Origin of the sequence: Acinetobacter sp. V89_4 (genome assembly GCF_029967875.1) — a bacterium.
Taxonomy (GTDB): Bacteria; Pseudomonadota; Gammaproteobacteria; order Pseudomonadales; family Moraxellaceae; genus Acinetobacter; species Acinetobacter oleivorans.
In genome coordinates this window covers 378382-401605 of sequence record NZ_JASCAI010000001.1, presented here as the reverse complement: position 1 = coordinate 401605, position 23224 = coordinate 378382, and the positions used below count along the sequence as shown (strand labels likewise).

Annotated in this window: 22 protein-coding genes and 1 pseudogene; 10 read left to right on the top strand and 13 right to left on the bottom strand. The window is 38.7% G+C overall.

Going from position 1 to position 23224, the window contains the following annotated elements:
• Together QLG01_RS01885 and QLG01_RS01880 are read left to right on the top strand one after the other, a co-directional pair.
• Positions 1 to 185: FAD-dependent oxidoreductase (locus QLG01_RS01885; protein ID WP_044861087.1), on the top strand; the 185-nt coding region annotated here is incomplete at its 5' end.
• Between the two features lie 172 nt (positions 186 to 357).
• Complete coding sequence (locus QLG01_RS01880) at positions 358 to 702, top strand: hypothetical protein (protein WP_005303582.1); 345 nt, start codon at positions 358 to 360, stop codon at positions 700 to 702.
• Positions 703 to 771: 69 nt separating this feature from the next.
• On the opposite strand, the gene QLG01_RS01875 is transcribed toward QLG01_RS01880, so the two are convergent.
• Positions 772 to 1383, bottom strand: a complete 612-nt coding sequence (locus QLG01_RS01875; RefSeq protein ID WP_005303579.1) for a glutathione binding-like protein — start codon at positions 1381 to 1383, stop codon at positions 772 to 774.
• A gap of 207 nt (positions 1384 to 1590) precedes the next feature.
• Positions 1591 to 4029, bottom strand: a complete 2439-nt coding sequence (locus tag QLG01_RS01870) for an ExeM/NucH family extracellular endonuclease (protein WP_005303577.1) — start codon at positions 4027 to 4029, stop codon at positions 1591 to 1593.
• A 145-nt stretch (positions 4030 to 4174) separates the two neighbouring features.
• Between QLG01_RS01870 and trmB the strand changes: the two genes are divergently transcribed.
• The 3 genes from trmB to QLG01_RS01855 all read left to right on the top strand — a co-directional run bounded on the left by trmB (position 4175) and on the right by QLG01_RS01855 (position 6343).
• A complete protein-coding gene (gene trmB, locus QLG01_RS01865; protein WP_004642023.1) occupies positions 4175 to 4891 on the top strand; it encodes a tRNA (guanosine(46)-N7)-methyltransferase TrmB in 717 nt (238 codons plus the stop codon).
• 172 nt (positions 4892 to 5063) lie between these two features.
• A complete protein-coding gene (locus tag QLG01_RS01860) occupies positions 5064 to 5438 on the top strand; it encodes a hypothetical protein (RefSeq protein WP_282495704.1) in 375 nt (124 codons plus the stop codon).
• Between the two features lie 278 nt (positions 5439 to 5716).
• A complete protein-coding gene (locus QLG01_RS01855) occupies positions 5717 to 6343 on the top strand; it encodes a glutathione S-transferase (protein WP_192836391.1) in 627 nt (208 codons plus the stop codon).
• 13 nt (positions 6344 to 6356) lie between these two features.
• Here QLG01_RS01855 and QLG01_RS01850 read toward each other — a convergent pair whose 3' ends face one another.
• From QLG01_RS01850 to QLG01_RS01830, 5 genes are all read right to left on the bottom strand, one after another.
• Positions 6357 to 7136, bottom strand: a complete 780-nt coding sequence (locus QLG01_RS01850) for a F420-dependent NADP oxidoreductase (RefSeq protein ID WP_282495703.1) — start codon at positions 7134 to 7136, stop codon at positions 6357 to 6359.
• A gap of 95 nt (positions 7137 to 7231) precedes the next feature.
• Positions 7232 to 8647: an OmpA family protein gene (locus tag QLG01_RS01845; RefSeq protein WP_282495702.1), complete on the bottom strand. Its 1416-nt coding sequence runs from the start codon at positions 8645 to 8647 to the stop codon at positions 7232 to 7234.
• A gap of 213 nt (positions 8648 to 8860) precedes the next feature.
• Positions 8861 to 10096 (bottom strand): dihydroorotase, encoded by a 1236-nt coding sequence (locus QLG01_RS01840; protein ID WP_282495701.1) that lies wholly within the window; start codon positions 10094 to 10096, stop codon positions 8861 to 8863.
• A gap of 12 nt (positions 10097 to 10108) precedes the next feature.
• Positions 10109 to 11125: an aspartate carbamoyltransferase catalytic subunit gene (locus tag QLG01_RS01835; protein WP_003652674.1), complete on the bottom strand. Its 1017-nt coding sequence runs from the start codon at positions 11123 to 11125 to the stop codon at positions 10109 to 10111.
• A 122-nt stretch (positions 11126 to 11247) separates the two neighbouring features.
• Entirely contained in the window at positions 11248 to 11592 is a 345-nt protein-coding gene (locus QLG01_RS01830; RefSeq protein WP_151768661.1) for a hypothetical protein, read from the bottom strand.
• Between the two features lie 239 nt (positions 11593 to 11831).
• Here QLG01_RS01830 and rlmKL point away from each other — a divergent pair, with 239 nt between their 5' ends.
• Entirely contained in the window at positions 11832 to 14042 is a 2211-nt protein-coding gene (gene rlmKL, locus QLG01_RS01825; RefSeq protein WP_034596304.1) for a bifunctional 23S rRNA (guanine(2069)-N(7))-methyltransferase RlmK/23S rRNA (guanine(2445)-N(2))-methyltransferase RlmL, read from the top strand.
• An 18-nt stretch (positions 14043 to 14060) separates the two neighbouring features.
• On the opposite strand, the gene QLG01_RS01820 is transcribed toward rlmKL, so the two are convergent.
• Positions 14061 to 14477: a hypothetical protein gene (locus tag QLG01_RS01820; protein ID WP_013198491.1), complete on the bottom strand. Its 417-nt coding sequence runs from the start codon at positions 14475 to 14477 to the stop codon at positions 14061 to 14063.
• A 269-nt stretch (positions 14478 to 14746) separates the two neighbouring features.
• On the opposite strand from QLG01_RS01820, the gene QLG01_RS01815 reads away from it, so the two are divergent.
• A complete protein-coding gene (locus QLG01_RS01815) occupies positions 14747 to 15241 on the top strand; it encodes a CinA family protein (protein WP_282495700.1) in 495 nt (164 codons plus the stop codon).
• Between the two features lie 50 nt (positions 15242 to 15291).
• On the opposite strand, the gene clpB is transcribed toward QLG01_RS01815, so the two are convergent.
• The gene (gene clpB, locus QLG01_RS01810) at positions 15292 to 17871 is read right to left on the bottom strand and encodes an ATP-dependent chaperone ClpB (protein ID WP_013198493.1); all 2580 of its coding nucleotides are present in this window, start codon (positions 17869 to 17871) and stop codon (positions 15292 to 15294) included.
• Between the two features lie 300 nt (positions 17872 to 18171).
• Here clpB and QLG01_RS01805 point away from each other — a divergent pair, with 300 nt between their 5' ends.
• On the top strand, positions 18172 to 18981 hold the full coding sequence (locus QLG01_RS01805) for a peptidoglycan DD-metalloendopeptidase family protein (RefSeq protein ID WP_198306759.1): 810 nt from the start codon (positions 18172 to 18174) through the stop codon (positions 18979 to 18981).
• Here the strand turns inward: QLG01_RS01805 and QLG01_RS01800 are convergent.
• From QLG01_RS01800 to QLG01_RS01790, 3 genes and pseudogenes are all read right to left on the bottom strand, one after another.
• Positions 18978 to 19403: a GNAT family N-acetyltransferase gene (locus QLG01_RS01800; protein WP_282495699.1), complete on the bottom strand. Its 426-nt coding sequence runs from the start codon at positions 19401 to 19403 to the stop codon at positions 18978 to 18980. The genes QLG01_RS01805 and QLG01_RS01800 overlap by 4 nt on opposite strands.
• Positions 19404 to 19497: 94 nt before the next feature.
• A complete protein-coding gene (locus tag QLG01_RS01795; RefSeq protein WP_005299036.1) occupies positions 19498 to 19920 on the bottom strand; it encodes an OsmC family protein in 423 nt (140 codons plus the stop codon).
• A gap of 135 nt (positions 19921 to 20055) precedes the next feature.
• Positions 20056 to 20118: pseudogene (locus QLG01_RS01790) on the bottom strand (hypothetical protein); the annotation flags it as partial.
• Between the two features lie 241 nt (positions 20119 to 20359).
• Between QLG01_RS01790 and crp the strand changes: the two are divergent.
• Together crp and QLG01_RS01780 are read left to right on the top strand one after the other, a co-directional pair.
• Entirely contained in the window at positions 20360 to 21067 is a 708-nt protein-coding gene (crp, locus tag QLG01_RS01785; protein WP_004793675.1) for a cAMP-activated global transcriptional regulator CRP, read from the top strand.
• A 159-nt stretch (positions 21068 to 21226) separates the two neighbouring features.
• Positions 21227 to 22276: an NADP(H)-dependent aldo-keto reductase gene (locus tag QLG01_RS01780; protein WP_151767709.1), complete on the top strand. Its 1050-nt coding sequence runs from the start codon at positions 21227 to 21229 to the stop codon at positions 22274 to 22276.
• 55 nt (positions 22277 to 22331) lie between these two features.
• Here QLG01_RS01780 and QLG01_RS01775 read toward each other — a convergent pair whose 3' ends face one another.
• Positions 22332 to 23111, bottom strand: coding sequence for a M48 family metallopeptidase (locus QLG01_RS01775; RefSeq protein ID WP_013198497.1), 780 nt, complete (start codon positions 23109 to 23111; stop codon positions 22332 to 22334).
• Positions 23112 to 23224: the final 113 nt, after the last annotated feature.

Genomic DNA, 23224 nt, shown 5'->3' with positions numbered 1-23224 from the left:
GTGAAGTTGAGTTAACCAACCGTGGCGAGATCATTGTGAATGACCGCAATGAAACCAATGTCAAAGGTGTATTTGCTGCGGGTGACTGTACGACTGTGCCTTACAAGCAAATCATTATTGCCACAGGTGAAGGTGCTAAAGCATCACTCTCTGCGTTTGATTACATCATCCGTTCTGGGCAGTAATATTTAGTCAAACCAGTATGATTTAACGCAAGCCCAGCATTACAAAATGCTAGGCTTTTTTAATATTAGAGTTACAACTCTTTAACAATTTTCGATCTTTATTAATCAGTTAGTTTATGTTTATATTTTATACATCCATATTTGGATGCCATGAATTAGAAGGAAAAACACAATGAATAAATTACTTGTTGCTTTAGGTCTTGCTGCGACCGTTGCCCTTGTTGGATGTAATAAAGATAAAGCTCCAGAAACAGGTGCGACAACGGGTGAACACTTAGAAAATGCTGCTCAACAAGCAACTGCAGATATCAAATCTGCTGGTGACAAAGCTGCAAGCGATATTGCTACTGCAACTGATAATGCTACTGCAAAAATCGATGCTGCAACTGACCATGCTGCTGATGCAACCGCTGAAGCTGCTGCAAAAACTGAAGCAACTGCTCGTAAGGCAACTGCTGATGCTGCCCAAGCTGTTGAAAATACTGCTGCTGATGTGAAAAAAGATGCTCAACACTAATCATCTTTAATATAAAAAAAGCCCCTGTTCATACAGGGGCTTTTTTTATATTAAAGTCTAAAAAACTGATTAAGAAATTAGACCTTCATCACGCATCGCAATTTGTACAGATTGACGTTCTGCTACCTTATTACGTAGAGCAATAATATGTTTATATGGCGTTAAATCATGCTCAATTGAGTTTGACCAGTTTGTTAAAACAAATAGATAAGCATCTGCTGGGCCGAAATTATCATTTACCAAATAATCATAATCAGACTCAGCCAAATAGTTATCGATATATTTTAAAAGGCGATCAATTTCTGCATAAGCTTTGTTTTTTTCATCAGTCGTTAACGGCGCCCCAAAGAAGACTGCATATGCATCATGTAATTCAGAGTTCAAATATCCCAACCATTCCAATACTTTCGCACGGCCCATCCCTGATGGAGGAATTAAGTCTTGTTTAGGATCATGCTGAGCAAGGAACGGTAAAATAGCAACGTTTTCAGTTAACATTAAACCCGGATTAATTTCTAAAGCTGGTACATATCCTTTTGGGTTAATCTCGTAATAATCTGCGCCTTTTTCTGTTTTATGAGTTTTTAAATTTACCCGTTCTAAGTCAAAATCAACATTAATTTCATTTAAAATAATATGTGCAGCTAAAGAACATGCGCCTGGCGAATAATATAATTTCATATCTGATCCTTGTTATCTCATATTAACGTTTTAAATTGCTTCTAGAAAACCTGCAAGGTTTGCACAATTCTTTAATTGTAAAAAAGCGTAAACTTATAAAATACTTACACCATCTAATATTCTTCAAAAAGTCATTCCTTGCAAGTTGTCTTGCGTGACGATTGTTTAAAATATGATAAAACACATTTGCGTCACGCAATTTTTCCGTTAATTACGCTTAAAAAGCTGGCTAAGCCAATTCACTAATTCAGTTAAGAAATCAAAAATTCCATTTTTCTTATCATCGTCAGGATGACTTGAGTCTTTTCCATTTAAATCTAGATCGACAATTACGGGGTCATGATCCGAAGAACGATAAGCATCTTCCCCATAAAACAATGCCTTTTGCTCATCCGTTTTATATTCTTCGTTGTAATCTAGAACCGTTGGCTCATCTGCATTGATATGCCATGCAAAGGTTCGAACCACTTTTGGATATAAAGCTGCATCAGCAATTGCATGGTCTAAGTTACCTGCTCCGCCATTGCCGTTGGCATCACTCACAACGCCATACACATAGCTATATGCCTGAGTACCCTGACCGACCTTAGCGTCATTAAGTAAAACTTTATAGTTCGCTTTTTCAAATGACAAAATAGGTTCTTCTTTTGCGTAACTATTCATATCCCCTACAAGTAAAGCATTTTGCTTTTGCACTTGAGTTGGATTTTTCGCGAGCCATTGCACAATTTGATCAACGGCTTTCACACGAGTTGGGTTCCAACAGCCTTGACCATCTTTTTGGTCTGCGTCAGTAGAGCTAGCATCGACCCCACTACAGCTTTTCGATTTCAAGTGGTTTGGAATAACAGTAAATGTTTTATTCCCACGAACCGCTTGGAAACTTTGCGCCAAAGTTGTTCGGTTCTTGTCGCCTAAATCAAGCACAACAGGTTTATTTAAAGGCTTAACACGCTTGCTGTTATAGATAATAGCAACTGCGATCGCATCACCACCTAAACGATCTAGATTTTCAGGAACTACATATTTCCAATCGCTACCTAAAGCTTTGGTCAAATTGGCAATTGCACTGTTAGGCCCATAACCATTGTTCGCTATTTCCATTAAACCGTAAACATCGGCATCAATCGCTTTTAATGCACTCACAATTTTACGATGCTGTTTATCAAACTCAGCTTGTGTTGTCGCACCACGCTCTGTTGGGAAACCCGTTGCACCATTGTCATAGTTCAAAACGTTAAATGAAGCTACACGAATGTGATTAGCATTTTTAGTAAGGACGCTTTGACGCGAGTTTGTTTGAGTAATAACTTCAGGCTGATTACGTCCAAGCACTGGTTGCACACGCCAACCATTAAAACGATATTCTAAAATACCTTCAGCATTTTTAAGTTGATAACCCGAACGTAGCGTATTAGCAGCGCTAAAATTGCTTGGTAACCAAGGTGTACGGTTTTGATTGTTATAGCCATCATCAAAAATAATTTTCGATAATAAATTTTTCTGAGCTAAAGCTTTGGCTTCAGGAGATAACGCTGGATATAAATTGGTTGGAATATATAAACGCCCTAAACTTAGCGATAGTTCGCCATAACGACCATAATTATAGTTCTCACTCACCGTTAAAGTCTGAGGTAATTTGACCAACATACCTTGATAACGCTGCGGTGAATTAACTGAGCCATCCGTTAAACTAGCAAACGGAAGTTCGAGACTAATCGGCTGAACCTGATTTGCCATATTGCTATTACAGGTTTGAATATCTTGTTGTAATTGATCTATCTGTAGCTGATTTTGATAAGACGTTAAACGACCACGTAAAATAACTTCATCGCCAACTTGTCCACCTTTTACCGCACTACTATTTGGAATATAAACAAAAATAGCATTACTGACATTTGCACGTGCTTTTGTATCTGGCGTTTGAACATAAAAACCAGAGAAACCATTGGCATAACGATAGTCAGCTGTAATCACACCACGCACAGTATAAGTCTGGTCTTGAGTTGCCGCCGCCAAGTCAGCAATGGCTGTATCTGAGCTTGAGCAACTTACTGTTTCAACAGGAGGCTGAGTTGTAGAACCCGATAAATTTGAAAAGTCATTTCGGTTTGTCCAAGCCGACCATGAATGGTCCAAATCAAATGCTGCGGTTGCATCAACACTTAAAGCTGGGTTCTCAGTTTCAATACGCTTAAAACTATTTCCCAAGCTTGAAACTGCTGTCCCCCATCCCGCTGCTGGGCGTTCACCAATACGGCCAAAACGGTCTACAGGCGTACCTTTATAAACAAGTACAACCGCATCATCTCCATTAAAAGATAAAGCAGCCACCTGATTAACTTTACTTCCAAGCTCAGTTTGTAACTCTGAGCGCCCCACTAAAAACTTCTGCTTACTCGCGAGCGTGCCTTGTAAACGAAAAGCCACAGTCTTTGCTGTACCACCATTATTAAATTGTTGAATCTCATAATCGGCTAAATTAACCGTAGCGCCATCTGGATTATAAATTTCCAAGCCTTTTTTATTGCTGCTGCCATCCACATATTGGCTAAACATGAGCTGCGCTTGAGCAACTGAGCTATATGAAAATGCACCTAATGCACTTAAAAAGACCGAAAGTGTTCTTAATTGAAAAGTTTTCATGAGTAAAAGTGTTCATATGAGTTTTAATTAGTCTCTTAGAGTAAATATTGATCATGACATCTACATGAAGAAAAACACCGAAACATTTGACTTGATCACATGAAGACTTAAAATACCGCATTTGAATTTCAATATTGCCAAGGTTATGTCGATCGATCAGTTAGAAACGCAAATTGCAGACTTAGACAATTTGCCTGAACACCGTGAAATTGTGACGTTTATGCGTCGTTCAGCACCACTTAATACGTCTCAACGCACGGCATTAGAACAACATCGCGATTTAATTTTGGAATATCCTGTTGGCGACTTACGTCAACACTTCGAACACCCAGAGCGTCCATTAACTGTTGAAATCGGTTTTGGTATGGGTCGTTCGTTAGTTCTTATGGCAAAAGCGAACCCTGAACGCAACTATGTGGGTATTGAAGTCCATGTACCTGGTATTGCTCAATGCCTATATGAAGCAGGTATAGCAGAAGTTAAAAACTTACGTGTACTTGATGCAGATGCGATTCAGGTTCTACGTGAAATGCCAGACAACAGCATTAACTGTGTACAACTTTACTTCCCAGACCCGTGGCAAAAGAAACGTCATTTCAAACGCCGTTTTGTTGCTCATGAGCGTATGCCATTGGTTGAACAAAAACTTGAGCTTGGCGGTACGTTCCACGCTGCAACAGATTGGGAACCGTATGCTGAATGGATGCTAGATGTATTAGACAACCGTCCAGACCTTGAAAACTTGGCAGGTAAAGGCAACAGCTACCCTCGTCCAGACTGGCGCCCAGTGACTAAGTTCGAACGCCGTGGTATTGAGTCAGGTCATAAGATTAATGACTTTATCTTTAAAAAGATTAAGTAAATAATAAAAAAGGCTTAGTAATAAACTAGGCCTTTTTTATTTTAAAACCAATCTAGTGAATAAGCTGAATTAAAAATTAGCTGAGCATAAAGATTTAAATGAAAATAACCTTTGAATTATTAAATATATAAATATAATAATAACCATCATTTTAACTAGACAGAAAATAACAATGAAGCTTTTCGCATTTCTAATTTGCGTAATTGTCTCAAGTGGCTGCTTTGCCTCAAATCAAGAAGACTTTGAACTTAAATATTACAAGTTAATGGAACGATACATTCAAACTCAATCGGACAGAAATCAAATCATTTCCACAGAAGCAAAAACTGAGCAAGAAGATCTTGTTAGGTCGAATAAACTCAAAGCTCTCGATTGCAAAGGATGGAAAGAAAATATTGAACTTTTTGACTTTATCTTAAGTAGATTTAAAGAATATGAATCAGCCTCAGAAGAGGTTAGAACAATGGGATATACTAAAGAAAATCTACAGGAGGATTCTGAATGGCTGCGTGAGCAATTACACAAACCAGAAAACCAATGTAGATAAACCAAAATTCAAAAAACCGCCGAAGTGCGGTTTTTTTATTACCTGCTAAAAAAGGATACTCATTTTGTTTCCAAGTACTAACATTCCCCTTCTTGAGGTATATTTTTATCTTCCTTTATTCACCCCCTAAAATAGAAAGCTCTCAAGCAATATAATTTTCTTTAAATATCACTTTAGCTATTCTCTAGACTTATTAATATTCATAAATCATGTTAAAAATATAAAAATGAACGCTTCATTAACTAATTTCTTAAACTCACGAAAAGTCAGAAAACACTATGTTAAAAATTTTAGGGCGCGATAACTCCATTAATGTTCGCAAAGTCTTATGGTTGTGTGAAGAACTAAATCTTGAATATGAAAGAGAAGACTGGGGACGAGGCTTTCGCTCTGCTCAATCACCTGAATATTTACAATTAAACCCAAATGGGCAAATTCCTGTAGTTTTAGATGGCGATTTAGTCCTTTGGCAATCCAACAGTATTATCCGTTATCTGGCAAATGCTTATGATAAAAAGCATCAACTTTACCCTACTCAAGCGAAAGAAAGATTCTTTGTTGACCAATGGATTGATTGGCAAGCGATCGAGCTGAATAACAGTTGGACTTATACGATTATGTCTCTACTTAGACATTCTCCAGATCATCAAGATCCAAACTTATTACAACAAGGTATTGATGACTGGAATCATCATATGCAGATTCTTGATCAACAACTCGCAAAAACTCAGGCCTATGTTGCAGGCTCACAATTTAGCTTAGCCGATATTCCAATTGGTCTATCTGTACAGCGCTGGAAGGCCACTCCTTTTGACCATCCAACGCTTAAGCATGTCGACCAATATTTTGAACGTTTAAATCAACGTGCTGGTTTCTTAAAATGGGGAAATAACGGCGAACCTTAATTTTAAATCACTTTTAGTCCGAGTGATGGCGTTTTACGATGCCATCACTTAAAAGTTGATAAACCTGTTTTAAATCATCTTGATTTGCTTGAGCCAATAAGTCTTGATGCATTGTCAAGATATTGTGATCTCCCCTTACCGCAGGCCCAGTTTGCATTTGTTTCGGATCATTTTCAGTGGCTTTTTTAGCTGTTTCCAAAATTAAAGGATAGAGCAAGCTAAAGTCCACCTGCTCTTTATCTACAATCTGTTTTGCCATATCAAAGCAATAATTACTAAAGTTACAAGCGAATACAGCCGCTAAGTGTAAAGTTAAACGTTGTTTTGAGGTGTATTGATATACTCGATTACTTAGGCTATTTGCTAAATCTAAGAGTAGCTCCTGATCGACATCTGTTATTGCTTCAACAAATAACGGCGTTGCAGACCAATCAACATCTCTTTCTAAACTAAATGTTTGTAATGGATAAAACACCCCTGCTTTTTCATGTACATGACTGATGACTTCAATATCAGTACTGCCCGAGGTATGAACAATAAGTGTGTAAGGAAAGAATTCATGAACTTGTTTTATAAGCTTTGCAATTGCACTATCTGAAACCGCTAGAATGATAAGATCGGACGGTTGAAATTCTTGAAGAGACTGGCATGCTTTTGCTTGAATTTTCTCTGCAAATTTTTGGGTTTTATCAAAATCACGCGCATAGACCTGTACGATGTTATGACCTTGGCCCAATAAAGCCTTTGCCAAATGAAAGGCAACTCGCCCACTTCCCACCAAACTAACTTTCATATCAATCCAACATTATTTGTCTCAACAAAAAAAAGCTTCTCAAAATGAGAAGCTTTTTTCAAATTAAAATAACTAATTTTTCATAAATCAGTCGATTATTGGGCTACTGAAAACTCGATACGACGGTTTTTAAAGCGACCTTCTTCTGTTGTGTTTTCTGCAACTGGCTGATCAGAACCATGGCCTTCTGCAACTAATTTAGAAGCATCCACACCTTTAGATTTTAAATAATCTACAACTGCTTGAGCACGGCGTTGAGACAAAGCTTTATTTGCAGCAGCGTTACCAGTTGAGTCAGTATGACCACCCACATTTAATTTGACGCTAGACACTTTATTTAAAAGTGTTGCAGCTTGGTCAAGAATGGCTTTGTTATCAGCAGGTATGTCACTTGAACCACTCGCAAAATTAATAATTTGTAAGTTAAGTGCTTTCACTAAAGCATTTACATCGACATTGTTCGGGTCAATTGATCCTAGAGCAGTTTGCGAAGCAGTTAAGCTATTGCTTACAGATTGCTCAGTTGTTACAGGTGCTGTACCGACCACCTCAGTATGTGGCACCAATGCTTTTACTTTTGCAGTTAAAGCTTCTAATGCTGCCGCATCACCTGCTTTCAAAGTAATTTTGTCGCCCACCCATTCTAAAGATGCATTTGGCACACCTTTTAACGCACCTAACACACCTGCAAGCGCATCTTTGTCGGTAAATGAAGCTGCATAAGTTTGGCTTGTATCCACCTTACAATCTTGAGTTGTCGAAAAAACCTTTTTAACGTTAGTTTGTAGCGTTGCCAAGAAGCTTTGATCGCCAATTCCAGCCTGACACTCACTCACTGTACCTTTATCATCGGTACTTAAAGTTAAGCTAGCTGGTGCAGCAGCAGCTTCAACACCGCTGGCTGCCGTCGGTTCTGGGGCTGGTACAGCTTCTTTATGCTGACAAGAACGCCATAACCAAGCAATGATAAGACCCAGAATAATGAGGGCGATAATCGGTAAGAACCCACGAGACTTACCTGTATTTTCAGTTGCTGCTGCAAGCGGAGGTGCTGTTGATGGTGTGACAGAAGATAAACCTGCACCAAGTCCTAGCGGAGCTAATAGACCCACTGCCCATGCTGGTAAATATGAACGAATAGTATCTGCATGCTGGCGCAAGTAATTCACAATACTTTGCTGATCATTTCCAGCAACATCTGAAATTGCATTAAGGCTGGGTTTAATCGCACTGTTGAGCGTGCTTTCAATTTCATTATTTGGTGCTGTACCACTTAAATGGGTAAGTACAGTATTTTTGATTTGGTCATTATGAGAAAAAAGGTCTGATAAGGAAGGAGCCAAACTATTTTTCAATTGTCCGATAAGATCAGGTTTAGCAGCTAATAATGAAAGTAAAATTGGATAAAACTTAGATAAAGCATTCGATTTTTCGCCTAGGTATCCATCCTGTTCATCTAATAATATTGAAGATACTTTTTCTTTAAGCAATTCTATAGGGTTTATCGACATTGGTTATTCTCCCGAATCTTATACGTCGTAACCAGCAATTTTTGATTATTCAAATACTTCTCTTTGCTGATAGTTTTTTATTCTAATCTTCCTTCAATCTTTTGTTGTTTTTTATATAATTTATATACAATTTTCCATCTAGTATTTACAAAACAGGTAGATCATATTGATCTACCTGTTCATATTTTAAATTTACTTTAACTAAGCACTTTATCAGTCAGCAAAAGTTTGAAGTACTTTACCCGTCAAGGTTTGACCCAACAATGGGGTATTTTTTCCTTGCGATAAAATAGTATCTTTGCTTACTGTCCAGCTTAAAGCAGGATCAACCAATACCCATCCAGCTTCATCTTCCCAACGCGAGGTCATATTCGCAACCTGTGCTGGAACACTAGTAACTTTAGCAACCCATTCTAAAGGTTCAAATAAACCCTCATTAATGAGTTGGACACCTAAAGATACATAAGTATCAAAAGCGGTAATACCTGGCTGAGTTTCAGCAAATGGCGCCATTTTTGCCGAACTGCTTAAAGGTTCATGGTGCGTACAAATTGCATCAATTACGCCTTCTTTTAATCCTTGACGTAAAAGTTCTTTATCTTGCTCAGAACGCAATGGTGGGCGAACGTGTGCAAGTGAATTGAAACCGTCGATTAAGTGTTCAGTTAAATGTAACTGGTGCATTGCAACATCAGCAGTCACAGGTAAGCCTTTTGCTTTTGCCGCACGAATTAATTCAACCGATGCACCACAAGACAACAAACCAAAGTGAGCTTTTACGCCAGTTGCTTCAATCATAAGCAAATATTTTGCAATCGCTACAGTTTCAGCAAGCGCCGGAATCATTGGCAGACCTTGGCGAGAAGCAATAAAGCCTTCGTGTGTACATCCATCTTTAGCAATTTGTGGTTCTTCGGCATAGAACACAACCGTTAAGCCAAGACCCGCTGCATATTCCAAAGTACGAATAACCACATCATCATTTTCAAAAGCAGCGTTAGCATTTGAAACAGCAGTACAACCACCCTTTTTAAGACCGGCCATATTTGCAGGTTGTTTACCATTTAGACCTTGGGTTTGAGCACCGATAATATGCATATGAATGCCGCCATCAAGCCATGCCTTTTCAATCAGGCCATGAATAAGCGCACCATTATCTTGCACAATTGGCTTTGAATCGGGTGGAGTAATCACATGCAAAATACCATTAGCACGTGCTGCCTTCCCTTCAGATTTAAGTGTACCGTGTTGCTGTTGACCAGGTTCACGCAAACGCGCGCACAAATCAACCATGGTTGGCATTAACCATTTGCCTTGACCATCGATGGTTTGTTCAACTTGTTCTACTGGAGTAACCAACTTGCCATTTTGAATATATACAGTTTGTACGTTGTCTGTTTTTTGGATTGGGTCTAACACACGTACATTTTCAATTTTTACAATACTCATGTGATCCATTCCTTACAACGTAATCGCTTCAATTAAACCTTGCTCTTGGAGCTGGCCTTGCATTGACAGTGCCAACACAGCCATACGAACAGCAATACCGTTGGTTACTTGTTTCAAAATAACTGATTGGTCCCCATCCGCAACACTTGAGTCAATTTCTACACCACGATTCATTGGTCCCGGATGCATCACGATACAGTCCGGTTTAGCTAAACCAAGACGCTCTTTGTTTAATCCATACATTCTGTAGAATTCAGACTGTGAAGATAATGCCGGAGAGTCAATACGCTCATTTTGAATACGTAGAGCAATAATCACATCACAATCCGCAATCCCAGCATCCATGTTATTGAACAAACGAACGTGTTCGCCATATTCTGAAAAGCCCACTGGCAATAATGTATTCGGCGCAATCACACGAATATCTTTACATCCTAATGTTTGTAATGCAGCCACATCCGAACGCGCTACACGAGAGTGTTTGATGTCTCCAATAATGGCAACACTCAACTCTTCAAAAGGTTTCTTTGTTTCACGGCGAATAGTAAGCATATCAAGCATCGCTTGCGTTGGATGAGCATGACGTCCATCTCCAGCATTAATAATCGCGACCTTTGGACATACATCTTTAGCAATGAAATGTGCAGCGCCAGAAGATGAATGGCGGACAACAAAAATATCGGCAGCCATTGCTTCAAGGTTCCAAAGCGTATCTCGTAGCGTTTCACCTTTTGAAGTACTTGAACGTGCAATATCAATATTCAATACATTGGCAGACAAGCGTTTTGCTGCTGCTTCAAAAGTAGTACGAGTACGGGTGGAATTTTCAAAGAAAAGATTCATAACCGTCAATCCCTCTAAGAGCGGACGGTTAATTAAATTATTATTATCATCTAAAAAGCTTTGTGCGGTATCTAAAATCTTCGTGAGGTTTTCTTTTGAAAGTCCCTCAATTGTTAAAAAATGTTTTAAATTTCCGTCCTGATTGAGCTGAACCTGGCTCGGCTGATGCAACGCTGCAATATGCATAATGGATTCCTATGGGTCGAATCGCGAAAACGTGCATAGTGTAGCTGAATTCCGCTCTTTTCGCAGAAGAACTTTACAGAATAAGACCCTAAATTGACCAAAATTTAAGGTCTTATTCGAGATTACCTTAAAGCACCAATATAATGATGTGGAACTTGTGCTCGATAAATGTCTTCGGCTGTTATTTCTGGCTCTTCATCGACCTTAGCAACAGCGAGCGTTTCTTTTTGAGGAGGTTCTGGCAGTGTGTCAACTAACGATCTTAATCGCTCAACACATCGTTTTAATTCATCATCCTCTGTTTCTAACGCCACTGTAATTACATATTTTGCATAATCTTTATTTTGAATCACATACATTGCATCTATTACCCGCCCCGTGACCCGACGCATACGTACATATATTTGTGTAGCCACTGAGAAAGCATCCGCATTCGTAATAAAACCATTCCCCATCATGTCTTTCATTTATAACGTCCCCATCCATTAAAATTATAAAAATGGTTAAAAATCGACTTTGTCTGTTAAATAAATAACCATCAATTATCTTGGTCTAGCAAAATACATACCAATTACAAGGTATTACTCTTTAAAAATCAGATTATTGGTTGCTAAATGAAAGGTTGCAATAATTTAAAAACCTTTAGACATCAAAATAAGTTAAACTTTGCATCGTTAATATTTATATGTTTTGGTCAATCGAGTTTATGAATACCTCTTTACGTTTAAACCACTATTGGATTACTTGTGCTGATGGTTTAGAACCCCTCTTACAAGAAGAAATAGAACAACTTGGCACCAAAGTGACAGAACGTAAAGCAGGACGTTTAATCATTGAAGGAACGCTTGAACAAGCTTACCGCATTTGTATGTGGTCGCGTCTCGCTTCTCGTGTTTTACTTCCTATTCATACTTATGAACTTGATTTTACGCACGATGCACGTGATGTGGCAGAAGAACTCTACGAAGGTGCAATGAGCTTTGACTGGTCACTTGTTTTTGCACCACAAAGTACCTTTGCAATTCGCTTGCATGCAGAACGTGAAATCATGGTCAATTCGCAATTTGCGACACTGCGTGTAAAAGATGGTGTCGTTGATTCATTTATGGAAGCTGTAGGTCGCCGTCCTAGCATTGATACCAAACAACCAGAAATTACGATCTATGCTTTGGCAGGTAAGACTGAACATACTTACTGTCTAGATTTATCAGGTGATTCGCTCCATAAGCGTGGTTACCGCCGTTACATGACCGATGCGCCAATTAAAGAAAACCTTGCTGCGGCAATTTTACAAAAAGCTCAGCTCAAACAGCGTAATCCAGAGATTGTACTTGACCCAATGTGTGGTTCAGGCACATTCATCATTGAAGCATTAATGATTTTAACTGACCGTGCACCGGGACTTGTTCGTCGTTTTGGATTTAATGGCTGGCATGGTCATGACCGTGAACTTTGGCTTTCACTTAAAGCAGAAGCAGCAGAACGTCACGAAAAAGCACTTCAATTACCTTTACCTAAATTTTATGCCTACGATGCAGATTGGGAAGCAATTAAAGCAACCCGTGAAAATATTATTGCGGCAGGCTTTGAAAATTTATTAGGTCAGATTCAAATCGAAGAGCGTACTTTAGCGGACTGGCCAGATTTTGCTGCTGAAGGCAAAACTGCATTTATTGTGACTAACCCGCCTTATGGTGAACGTTTAGGTGAAAAAGCATCAAACCGTTCTCTATACTTAGGTTTATCAGCGCTTTTACAAAAACATTTTCCAAATCAATATGCAGCAGTTATTGCAGCTCAAATTGAACAATCTGATGTTCTAGCATTTGAAGCGCCTGAAACCTTACGCTTAATGAATGGTAAATTACCAATTTATATTCGTTTTGGTGTAATCAAACCTGAAAAAGTAACTCAACCATTTTTAGCAACTTGGCAAGCTCAACCTATTGAAATGGAAGAAGCTCAAGACTTCGCTAATCGTTTGCAAAAAAATATGACTGCCTTGAAAAAATGGGCAACGAAAGAAAATGTTTATTGCTTACGTTTGTATGATGCAGACTTACCTGACTTTAATGTCGCTGTTGACTTATATGGTGACCGTTTACACGTTCAGGAATATGCACCACCAAAAACAATTGATCCAGAAAAAGCTAAAAAACGTTTTAATTTAGCGCTTGCTGCAATTCGTGCTGTTACTGGCTTAAACCGTGATGCCATCTTTATTAAGACACGTGCACGCCAAACTGGTACAACTCAATATACGAAACAAAGTACAGCTTCAAAACGTTTTATCGTGCAAGAAGGTAAAGCTAAAATTTTAGTTAACCTGACAGATTACCTAGACACAGGTTTATTCCTTGACCACCGTCAAATGCGTTTACGTATTGCTCAAGAAGCACGTGGTAAACACTTCTTGAACTTATATAGTTACACGTCTACTGCAAGCTTACATGCTGCTCTTGGCGGTGCTGCAAGTACAACAAGTGTTGATTTATCTAACACTTACTTGAACTGGTCAAAAGAAAACTTCGTTTTAAATGGCTTAACTGTAGATCATGCAGATGAACAACACATGTTCTTTGCAAGCGACTGTTTTGAGTGGTTAAAAGAAGGTCATGAACAATACGATCTTATTTTTATTGACCCGCCGACATTCTCAAACTCGAAAAAATTCTATGGTACATTCGATGTACAACGTGACCACATCTCACTTATTAAACGTGCAATGAACCGTTTACACAGTGAAGGCACGCTGTACTTCTCGAATAACTATCGTGGTTTTGAAATGGACGAAGAGATCGAAGCTATTTTTCAGGTTGAAGAAATCACTTCTGAAACTATCGGCCTTGATTTTAAACGTAATCAAAAAATCCACCGTGCATGGAAAATTCAGCACCCTGGTTTAGATCAGTATTAATGAGACTAGAGGTTATTATTACTTCACGGTAATAATAACCTCACCATGAACATTTTTTGACTCAAAATCATATTTAGTAAAACGATCTGCTCTTTCCGGTAACGCAATCATTTCTAATTTCTTCTTTTCTTTACTATCAACAACATGATTCTGTTTTTGTTCTTGATATGGAGAAAGTACGCTGGTTCTAAGTGCATCCCATCGAACTTGCTGTAAATAGTTATCTCCTAACGCCTGCTGTACTTGTTTTTGTTCTATCGCAGGTTTTTTAGCATCATCCTGAGCTTTAGCAATAATTACGGGTAAAGATGCGTTTATCGCCCCTGTTTGAGTGGCAAGCGCACTTTCCGACATAGGTTGTGCTGCCCATGTGTTTGATAATAATACAGATACACCGCTCAAAATTCCCAGTATATACCCTTGCTTATTGTTCATTTCATTCATCCTAAAATTGTTATTGTTCGTTATATCGAACAAAATTAACAATTTTTTACGCATGTCGCAATGTTATAAATAAACTTCCCGACAATTAACATTGAACATTTTAAAACCTGATTTTTTTCACAGGCATTTTGTGAATATTCAAGTAGTTTTATAGATTTTTATCCCAGACTTGAATGACTCCCTTAAATCACTTACTGTAATTTTATAATTTATCTGTAAATTGATTTTATTTATAAATAAACACCATTCGAGGTGAAATAATGCTTCAGCACTGCTGCCAACTATTAGAAAATCTTCAACTCAAAATTGCCTTTATTGAAAGTGCCAGTTCCGGTTATTTAACCAGTCAATTTTCTATTCATAAAAATAGCGGTGCAGACATTTTACTCGGTGGTTTAGTGAGTTATGACCCCAGCATTAAAATTAGCATTTTAAATATTAATCCCAAGTTAATAGAGACTTACAGAGCTGAGTCGCCACAAGTTACAGAGGAAATGTGCAAGCTTGGACAAACTTTATTTCCAAAAGCCGATATTATTGTAAGTTGTACTGGACTATTAAAATCTGGGGGAAGTGAAACCTCAGAAAAACCTGTAGGTACCTTTTTTATCTGCATTTCTTATCAAGAACGTATTTATCATTACCATTATTTTTTATCTGGCCATCCCGAACAAAAGTTAAAGACATTAACTCAGAAAGTTTCAGATACCCTAATTGCTTTACTCACATCAAAAACCCAAATAGCTTCGCCATAAAAAAAGAGAATATGTTTCCATATTCTCTTTTCGGTTTTAGCAGAACAAGATTAGCTGAGTTTCATTTTATCGAAGACTAAATGACCATTTTCACCTTTCACTAAAATGGTATCACCTGCGACAAAATCACCCGACAAGATTTTTTGCGCTAATGTGTTTTCAATCTGTTGTTGAATCGCACGTTTTAATGGACGCGCGCCATAAACAGGATCGAAACCAGCATCAATCAATAAATCAAAAGCAGTGTCATCTACAGTTAAACTCATATCACGGTCAACCAGACGTGAACGTAAGCGATCCAACTGAATATCGGCAATGCCTCGAATCTGTGCTTTTTTGAGTGAATGGAAAATCACAAGCTCATCAATCCGGTTAATAAATTCCGGACGGAAATGCTGACTTACCGCATTCATTACAATGGTACGCACTTCATCGTCTGTTGCACCCTCACCTAGCTCACGTACATCTTGTGAACCTAAGTTCGAGGTCATCACAATCACAGTGTTTTTAAAGTCTACTACTCGACCTTGTGAGTCTGTTAAGCGACCGTCATCCAATACTTGTAGCAAGATATTGAATACATCTGGATGCGCTTTTTCAACCTCATCAAACAACACCACACTATATGGTTTACGGCGAACAGCTTCGGTTAAAACACCGCCTTCTTCATAACCCACATATCCTGGAGGCGCACCAACCAAACGGCTAACCGAATGTTTCTCCATAAATTCACTCATGTCGATACGAATCATGGCATCATCACTGTCAAACAAGAAATTAGCCAATGCTTTGGTTAATTCTGTTTTACCAACACCTGTTGGACCCAAGAACAAGAATGATCCGCTAGGACGATTCGGGTCAGACAAGCCAGCACGTGAACGACGTACGGCATTCGAAACGGCTACAACAGCTTCATCTTGACCTACAACACGGTCATGTAAAAACTCTTCCATATTAAGGAGTTTTTCACGCTCGCCTTGCATCATTTTAGCAACCGGAATTCCTGTTGCAGCACTCACAACTTCGGCAATTTCATTTTCAGTCACTTTAGTACGAATAAGTTTTGGCTCTTCGTTTTCTTCAGCAACTTCATCTTGCTCTAGTTGTTTTTGTAGCTCTGGAATTACGCCATACTGTAAACGCGCTGCTTCAGCCAAATCGCCTTCACGCTGAGCTTTCTCAAAAGCAATACGCGCTTTATCAAGTTCAACCTGAGCCTGTTTAGTACCTTCAACAAGAGTCTTCTCAGATTTCCAGATTTCTTCAAGATCGTTGTATTCTTTCTCGACTTCAGCAATCTGTTTTTCAAGATGATTAACTTCAGCTTTACTGCCGACATCTTCATCTTTTTTCACAGCTTCCAATTGCATTTTCAACTGGATTAAACGGCGATCAAGTTTATCAAGTGCTTCAGGTTTAGAGTCAATTTCCATCTTAATACGAGAAGCGGCTTCATCAATCAAGTCAATTGCTTTGTCTGGTAATTGACGATCTGTAATATAGCGATGAGACATTTTTGCCGCTGCAATAATCGCTGAGTCTAAAATTTGCACACCATGGTGAGTGGCATATTTCTCTTTTAGACCACGTAAAATCGCAATGGTATCTTCAACACTTGGTTCATCAACCAACACTTTTTGGAAACGACGCTCTAAAGCTGCATCTTTTTCAATATATTGGCGGTATTCATCTAAAGTTGTTGCACCCACACAGCGCAATTCACCACGAGCCAATGCAGGTTTTAACATATTACCTGCATCCATAGCGCCATCGCCTTTACCTGCGCCTACAAGCGTATGTAGCTCATCAATAAACAGGATGATTTCGCCTTCATGTTTTGCCAAATCTTTTAAAACAGCTTTTAGACGTTCTTCAAACTCACCACGATATTTAGCACCAGCAAGTAATGAACCTAAATCTAAAGATAAAACACGTTTGCTTTTTAAGCCTTCTGGTACTTCACCATTGACAATACGCTGAGCCAAACCTTCAACAATAGCGGTTTTACCTACACCTGGTTCACCAATAAGAACAGGGTTGTTTTTTGTACGACGCGACAAGACTTGAATGGTACGGCGAATCTCATCATCACGCCCAATCACCGGATCAAGTTTTCCAGATAAGGCACGCTCAGTTAAATCAATCGTATATTTATTAAGTGAGTCACGTTGATCTTCGTGATTATTACTCATGACTTTGTCACTACCTCGAATATGTTCAATTACTTTACGTAGACTGTCGGGAGTTACACCTACGGCACTTAAAATATTTTTAGTTTCGCCTGTTTCTGCTAAGCCTAATAGCACCCAGTCAGTTGACAAAAATTCATCACCCGCTTTTTGTGCATATCTATCTGCAAGATTAAGCGCTTTAACAGCTTCAGGGTTTAAATTGACATCCCCAGTCGGATTTGCAATGGTCGGAGCATCTTTTATAGCTTGCTCAAGCTTTTGTTTAAGTTCAGGTAACCGTGCACCTGCTTGTTGCAACAAACTAATATTTGATGGCTCTTCTAAAAGGGTACTCAAAATATGAATACCCGCGATTGCGGTATGGTCTTTACCCATCGCTAAAGATTGAGCATCTGAAAGGGCTTGCTGCAAGCGGTTTGTAAATTTTTCAAAACGCATTCTTGTTATTCCTCACAACAAATTTGTACTTGTCTAATAGATGGGAACATTTCTTCGGATTTCAAATAAATTTTTATATATTTTTCATAATGTTATTAAAATAACAATGAGTAAAACTCCATTATAATATGGGATTGTTTTGTATATATTTCAAGTACAGTTCAGCTACATTTTATTAAAATACTTGAATATTTAGCTTCATGCTTATTCATACTACAGTTTTCACAAACTCTTCATTGAGAATTTATTGATTAAGCTTTAGTTTATCTTGTTAGTTTACTACTCGTTTTGAAATGAAAAATGCACTTTAAACACATTCTATTAACAACAACTTGTCTTTTTACTTCAGCACTGGCAGTCGCTCAACTTCCACAAGACTCAAGAAGACCCGGTGGCATCGCAGTTGTCCCATTAACCGCTGATATTACTCAGGTCACTTTTCAACAAAAGCCAGTTTTAATTAGTCACGAAGGTCAGCAGCGTTATGCTGTTGTGGGTATACCCTTATCTACCCCACTTGGCAATGTACAACTCGACACAAATAAAACCCCTATTCAAATAGAAATTAAGTCCTATCCTTATGCGGAGCAACGGATTAAAGTCACTAACCAAGATTATGTGAACCCGAACCAAAGCCAGTTAGACCGTTATGCTCAAGAAGCTAAAGAACAAAATGATGTGTATAGCTCATTTACGAAGAGTTCATGGCAAACCTTACCAGCATTTATACGCCCGACTTCAGGGAAGTTTTCTAACTCTTTTGGAAGAAAGCGTTTTTTTAATGGTGAAGAGCGTGCTCCCCACTCAGGTTTAGATATCCCTGCGCCAGTGGGACAAAAAGTTGTTGCACCAGCAGATGGTGTCGTTATCCAAACCGGATCTTATTTTTTTAATGGTCAAACCGTGTTGATTGATCATGGCCAAGGCCTAGTCAGCATGTTCTGCCATTTAAGCGCAATTAAAGTAGAGAAAGGCCAACATATCCGCCAAGGAGAAACACTTGGTTTAGTGGGCAAAACTGGACGTGTGACAGGCCCTCATCTGCATTGGGGCATGAGCCTTAATAATGCTCGGGTAGATCCGCAGCTTTTTCTAAATACAGCTCGTTAATTTAAAGCTTTACGGAAATACTTTGGCGCTTCGATATAACCTTCTCTTAGGTAAAATTGATGTGCCAAAGGTCTTTGCACTCCAGAATGAAGTTCCATTCGATCACAACCACGGCGCTTGGCTTGTTGCTCAGCTTCTTGTACGAGTAAGTGCCCTACACCTTTACTACGCATATTCTCATCAACGCACAGATAGCATATTTTGGCAAAGTCGCCCTCTAAGGCAATTTGCGGAATAAAATAAAGAGATAAAAAACCACAAATCTTGCCCTTTTCTTCAGCAACCAAAATTTGTGATTTAGCGTCATTATGTAGTATTTCAAATTTTTCTTGGATAAGAGTGAGTGGCTGTGGGTAGCCCATCTGTTTAAGTAAATCGCATATTGCTTGAGTATCTTCCCATTTAGCAGTACGAATATTCATTTCATCTCTCCTCTTATTTTTTAGTTATTTTTGACAATAAAAAAGCCAACTCTAATGTCAGCTTCTTTTAATTTTTAGCTATCAAAAAACTGTCTTATTCCGCTTCAATAATTTCAAAGTCATGGGTAATTTCTACACCACCATCGGAAAGCATTTTACTCGCTGAACAATATTTTTCGGCAGACAATTCAACCGCTTTTGCAACCTGTTTTTCTTTAACAGCTTTACCCGTTACCACAAAGTGTAAGTGGATTTTAGTAAAAACAGCCGGAATTGTGTCAGCACGCTCAGCTTTTAAATCACATACAACATTCGTCACATCTTGACGAGATTTCTTTAAAATGGTCACAATATCAAACGAAGCACACCCACCAAGTCCCATTAATAGCAATTCCATAGGACGTGGACCACGGTTTTCACCACCATACTCAGGTGAGCCATCCATAATGACACTATGCCCACTATCCGATTTCGCTTCAAAAGCAACATTCTCTAGCCAATGTACACTTGTTTGCATTGCAACTACCTAAAAAAAATTATAAATTTAAGCAGGGTCTGTTGACATTTCATCTATGGATTGCGTTAGAGCTAAAAATTAATCCAAATAAGACGCAAAACCCAGACAATGGCAATCCTTTGTCCAGTTTTGTTATATAGTTTGTGAAATTTCAGCCATAATCTGAGTTGCCATTTAAGCAGCGCAGGCACAGCGCAAGACCATGTTATTTTGTACGTTCCGTTGTTAAGATCTATTTATTTAGAATGGCTAAATTTCATAGCTCTTGCTTGGTAACGTCTAAAAGAATTGTCTTATGTCGCAACCATCTGTGAAATGTCAACAGACCCTTGTTTTGTACACTAACATAAAATGAGTTGATAAGGAATTTCATCTCTTCTGTGTAATAGCTCATCTCGGGCTTGTGTGAATTGTTTACCCTATTCGGAACATATTAAGCATGACTTCAAATTTTTCACAACTCAGCACAGATGCTTTATCTCCGGGGCAACTACCTGAATCCGTTAAAGCATTGTTAAAACGTGCTCACATCAACAGATATCCAAAACGAACCACAATTGTTGATGCCGGAACAGAGTCAAAATCTTTATACTTAATTTTAAAAGGCTCAGTTTCAATTATTTTACGTGAAGATGACGAACGTGAAATTGTCGTTGCGTATTTGAATCCGGGCGACTTCTTTGGGGAAATGGGGCTTTTCGAACCGAACCCTCAACGTACAGCTGAAGTTCGTACTCGTGATGTCTGTGAAATTGCAGAAATTTCTTATGACAACTTCCACGAACTTAGCAAACAATATCCGGACTTAAGTTATGCTGTTTTTGCACAACTTGTTCGTCGTCTAAAAAATACAACTCGTAAAATGACAGATCTTGCGTTTATTGATGTGTCTGGACGTATTGCACGTTGTTTAATCGACTTATCTTCACAACCAGAAGCAATGATTTTGCCAAACGGTCGTCAAATTCGTATTACGCGTCAAGAAATTGGCCGTATTGTGGGATGTTCACGTGAGATGGTTGGCCGTGTACTTAAGACCTTAGAAGATCAAGGCATGATCCAGACAGATGGTAAAGCTATTCTTATTTTTGATGTTTCATTAGAAGAAGCACCTGTTTCTGATGAAGACTATGATGATGAAGAATAATATTTATTAAGTTTTTAATAAAAAGCAAACTTCGGTTTGCTTTTTTTATATGCAACAATGAGTTAATACACAAAACTTACAAACTATTCTAATTTTATGATTTAAGTTGAATACATATTCTCCGTTAGGCTAACTCAAAATTCCCAAGGATTCCGCTGTATGCAATTTAACCCACTTAGTCGCACAGGCCTCAAGCTTCCAGAAATTTGTTTAGGCACCATGACATTTGGTGAGCAAAACTCTCAGCAAGAAGCATTTGAACAACTCAATTATGCTCTGGCACACGGTTTATATTTTTGGGATACGGCAGAGATGTATTCGGTTCCGCCAAAACCTGAAACCTATGGTGCAACTGAAACGATTATTGGCAATTGGTTTGCCCAAAATGGTCAACGTGACAAAGTCTTTCTTGCCTCTAAAATTGCAGGGCCAGGCTTTGGAGGAACTCACATCAGAGAAGGCCATACGCGCTTCAACAACGATCATATTGCTAAAGCCCTAGATGGCTCCCTGAAACGTCTCCAAACCGACTATATCGATCTCTATCAACTACATTGGCCTGAACGTCATACCAACTTTTTCGGTACGCTAGCTTATGGCAACCAGCAAGCACAAAATGATTACGATACCACCCCTCTAGAAGAAACATTACTTGCTCTACAAGAAGAGATTAACCGAGGACGCATTCGCTATATTGGCTTATCGAATGAAACGCCGTGGGGCACTATGAAATTTTTACATTTGGCTGAAAAGTTAGGTGTAAGTAAATTTGTAAGTGTTCAAAATCCATATAGCCTTCTCAACCGTACGTATGAAATAGGTATGTCTGAAATTGCTAAATATGAAGATGTTGGTTTACTCGCTTACTCTCCTCTTGCGTTTGGCTATCTCTCTGGCAAGTTTAGAAATGGCGCTCGTCCCGCGAATGCTCGTGTCACATTATTTCCACGTTTTAGCCGCTATAGTAACCCTCAAAGTGAGTGGGCAACTGAACAATATGCACAGCTAGCTGAGAAACATGGGTTAAGCTTAACTCAAATGGCATTAGCTTTTATTAAACAACAATTCTTTGTGACCAGCACAATTATTGGTGCCACTAATCTAGACCAACTTAAAGAAAATATTCAGGCATTTGAAATTGAACTACCTGCTGAAGTCTTACAAGGCATTGAAGCCATTCATGTCCAACAGCCCAACCCTGCTCCTTAAATAAAAAAACGGATGCTTAAGCATCCGTTTTCTTTATCTATAAAAAATTTATATCTTATTTACGGCCATTATAAATAGCCATTGCTGCAGGCAAGTTTTGACGCATATCGCTAATACGCTGAGAGTTAGATGGGTGAGTAGATAAGAATGATGAACCACCACCACCTTCAAGCTTATTCATTTTTTCCCAAAGTGTAATCGCTGCATTTGGATTATAACCTGCACGTGCCATTAGCATTAAGCCACCTTGGTCAGCACGACTTTCCAAACTACGAGAATATGGTAAGCCTACACCCACTTGTGAACCTAGCTGAGCCGCAGCAGTACCAAGTTGGCCAACATTATTGCCAGCATAGCTTAAACCAATACCAAGAGCTAAATCAGTTAGAGCCTGAGCACCGATTTTACTTTTTGCGTGCTCTTCTAAGGCGTGAGTCATTTCATGTCCCATAACAGCTGCAATTTCAGCATCTGTCAGGTTCAATTTATTTACAATGCCTGTATAGAACACCACTTTACCACCTGGTGCTACATAAGCATTAATCGTATCTGATTTCAGTACTGCCAACTGCCAGCTAAAAGGCTGACCAGTCTGGTTCATCTGGTTCGCATAAGGTTTTAAACGGTTAAAAACAGCATTAATACGGCTATAGGTACTTGAACTTGTATCCAAAGTTCCTTTGCCACGTGCTTCCTGCACCATCTTATTAAAACCTTGAGCAGATTGGGCATTTAAGGTTGCAGTATCTGCACCCGCCATGTCCGCTACTGTTGCACAGCCAGAAATGGTCATCACACTTGCCGCACACAAGCTTAAAAAGAGTTTTTTATTCATAACATGGATCACCTAAATCGAGAAAAAGCTGTTTATTCTTTTGCACTTATTATAAGAAATACCGCTTACACTTTGAATGTCTCATTTCTTCATGATCATAGTATTTATGTAAC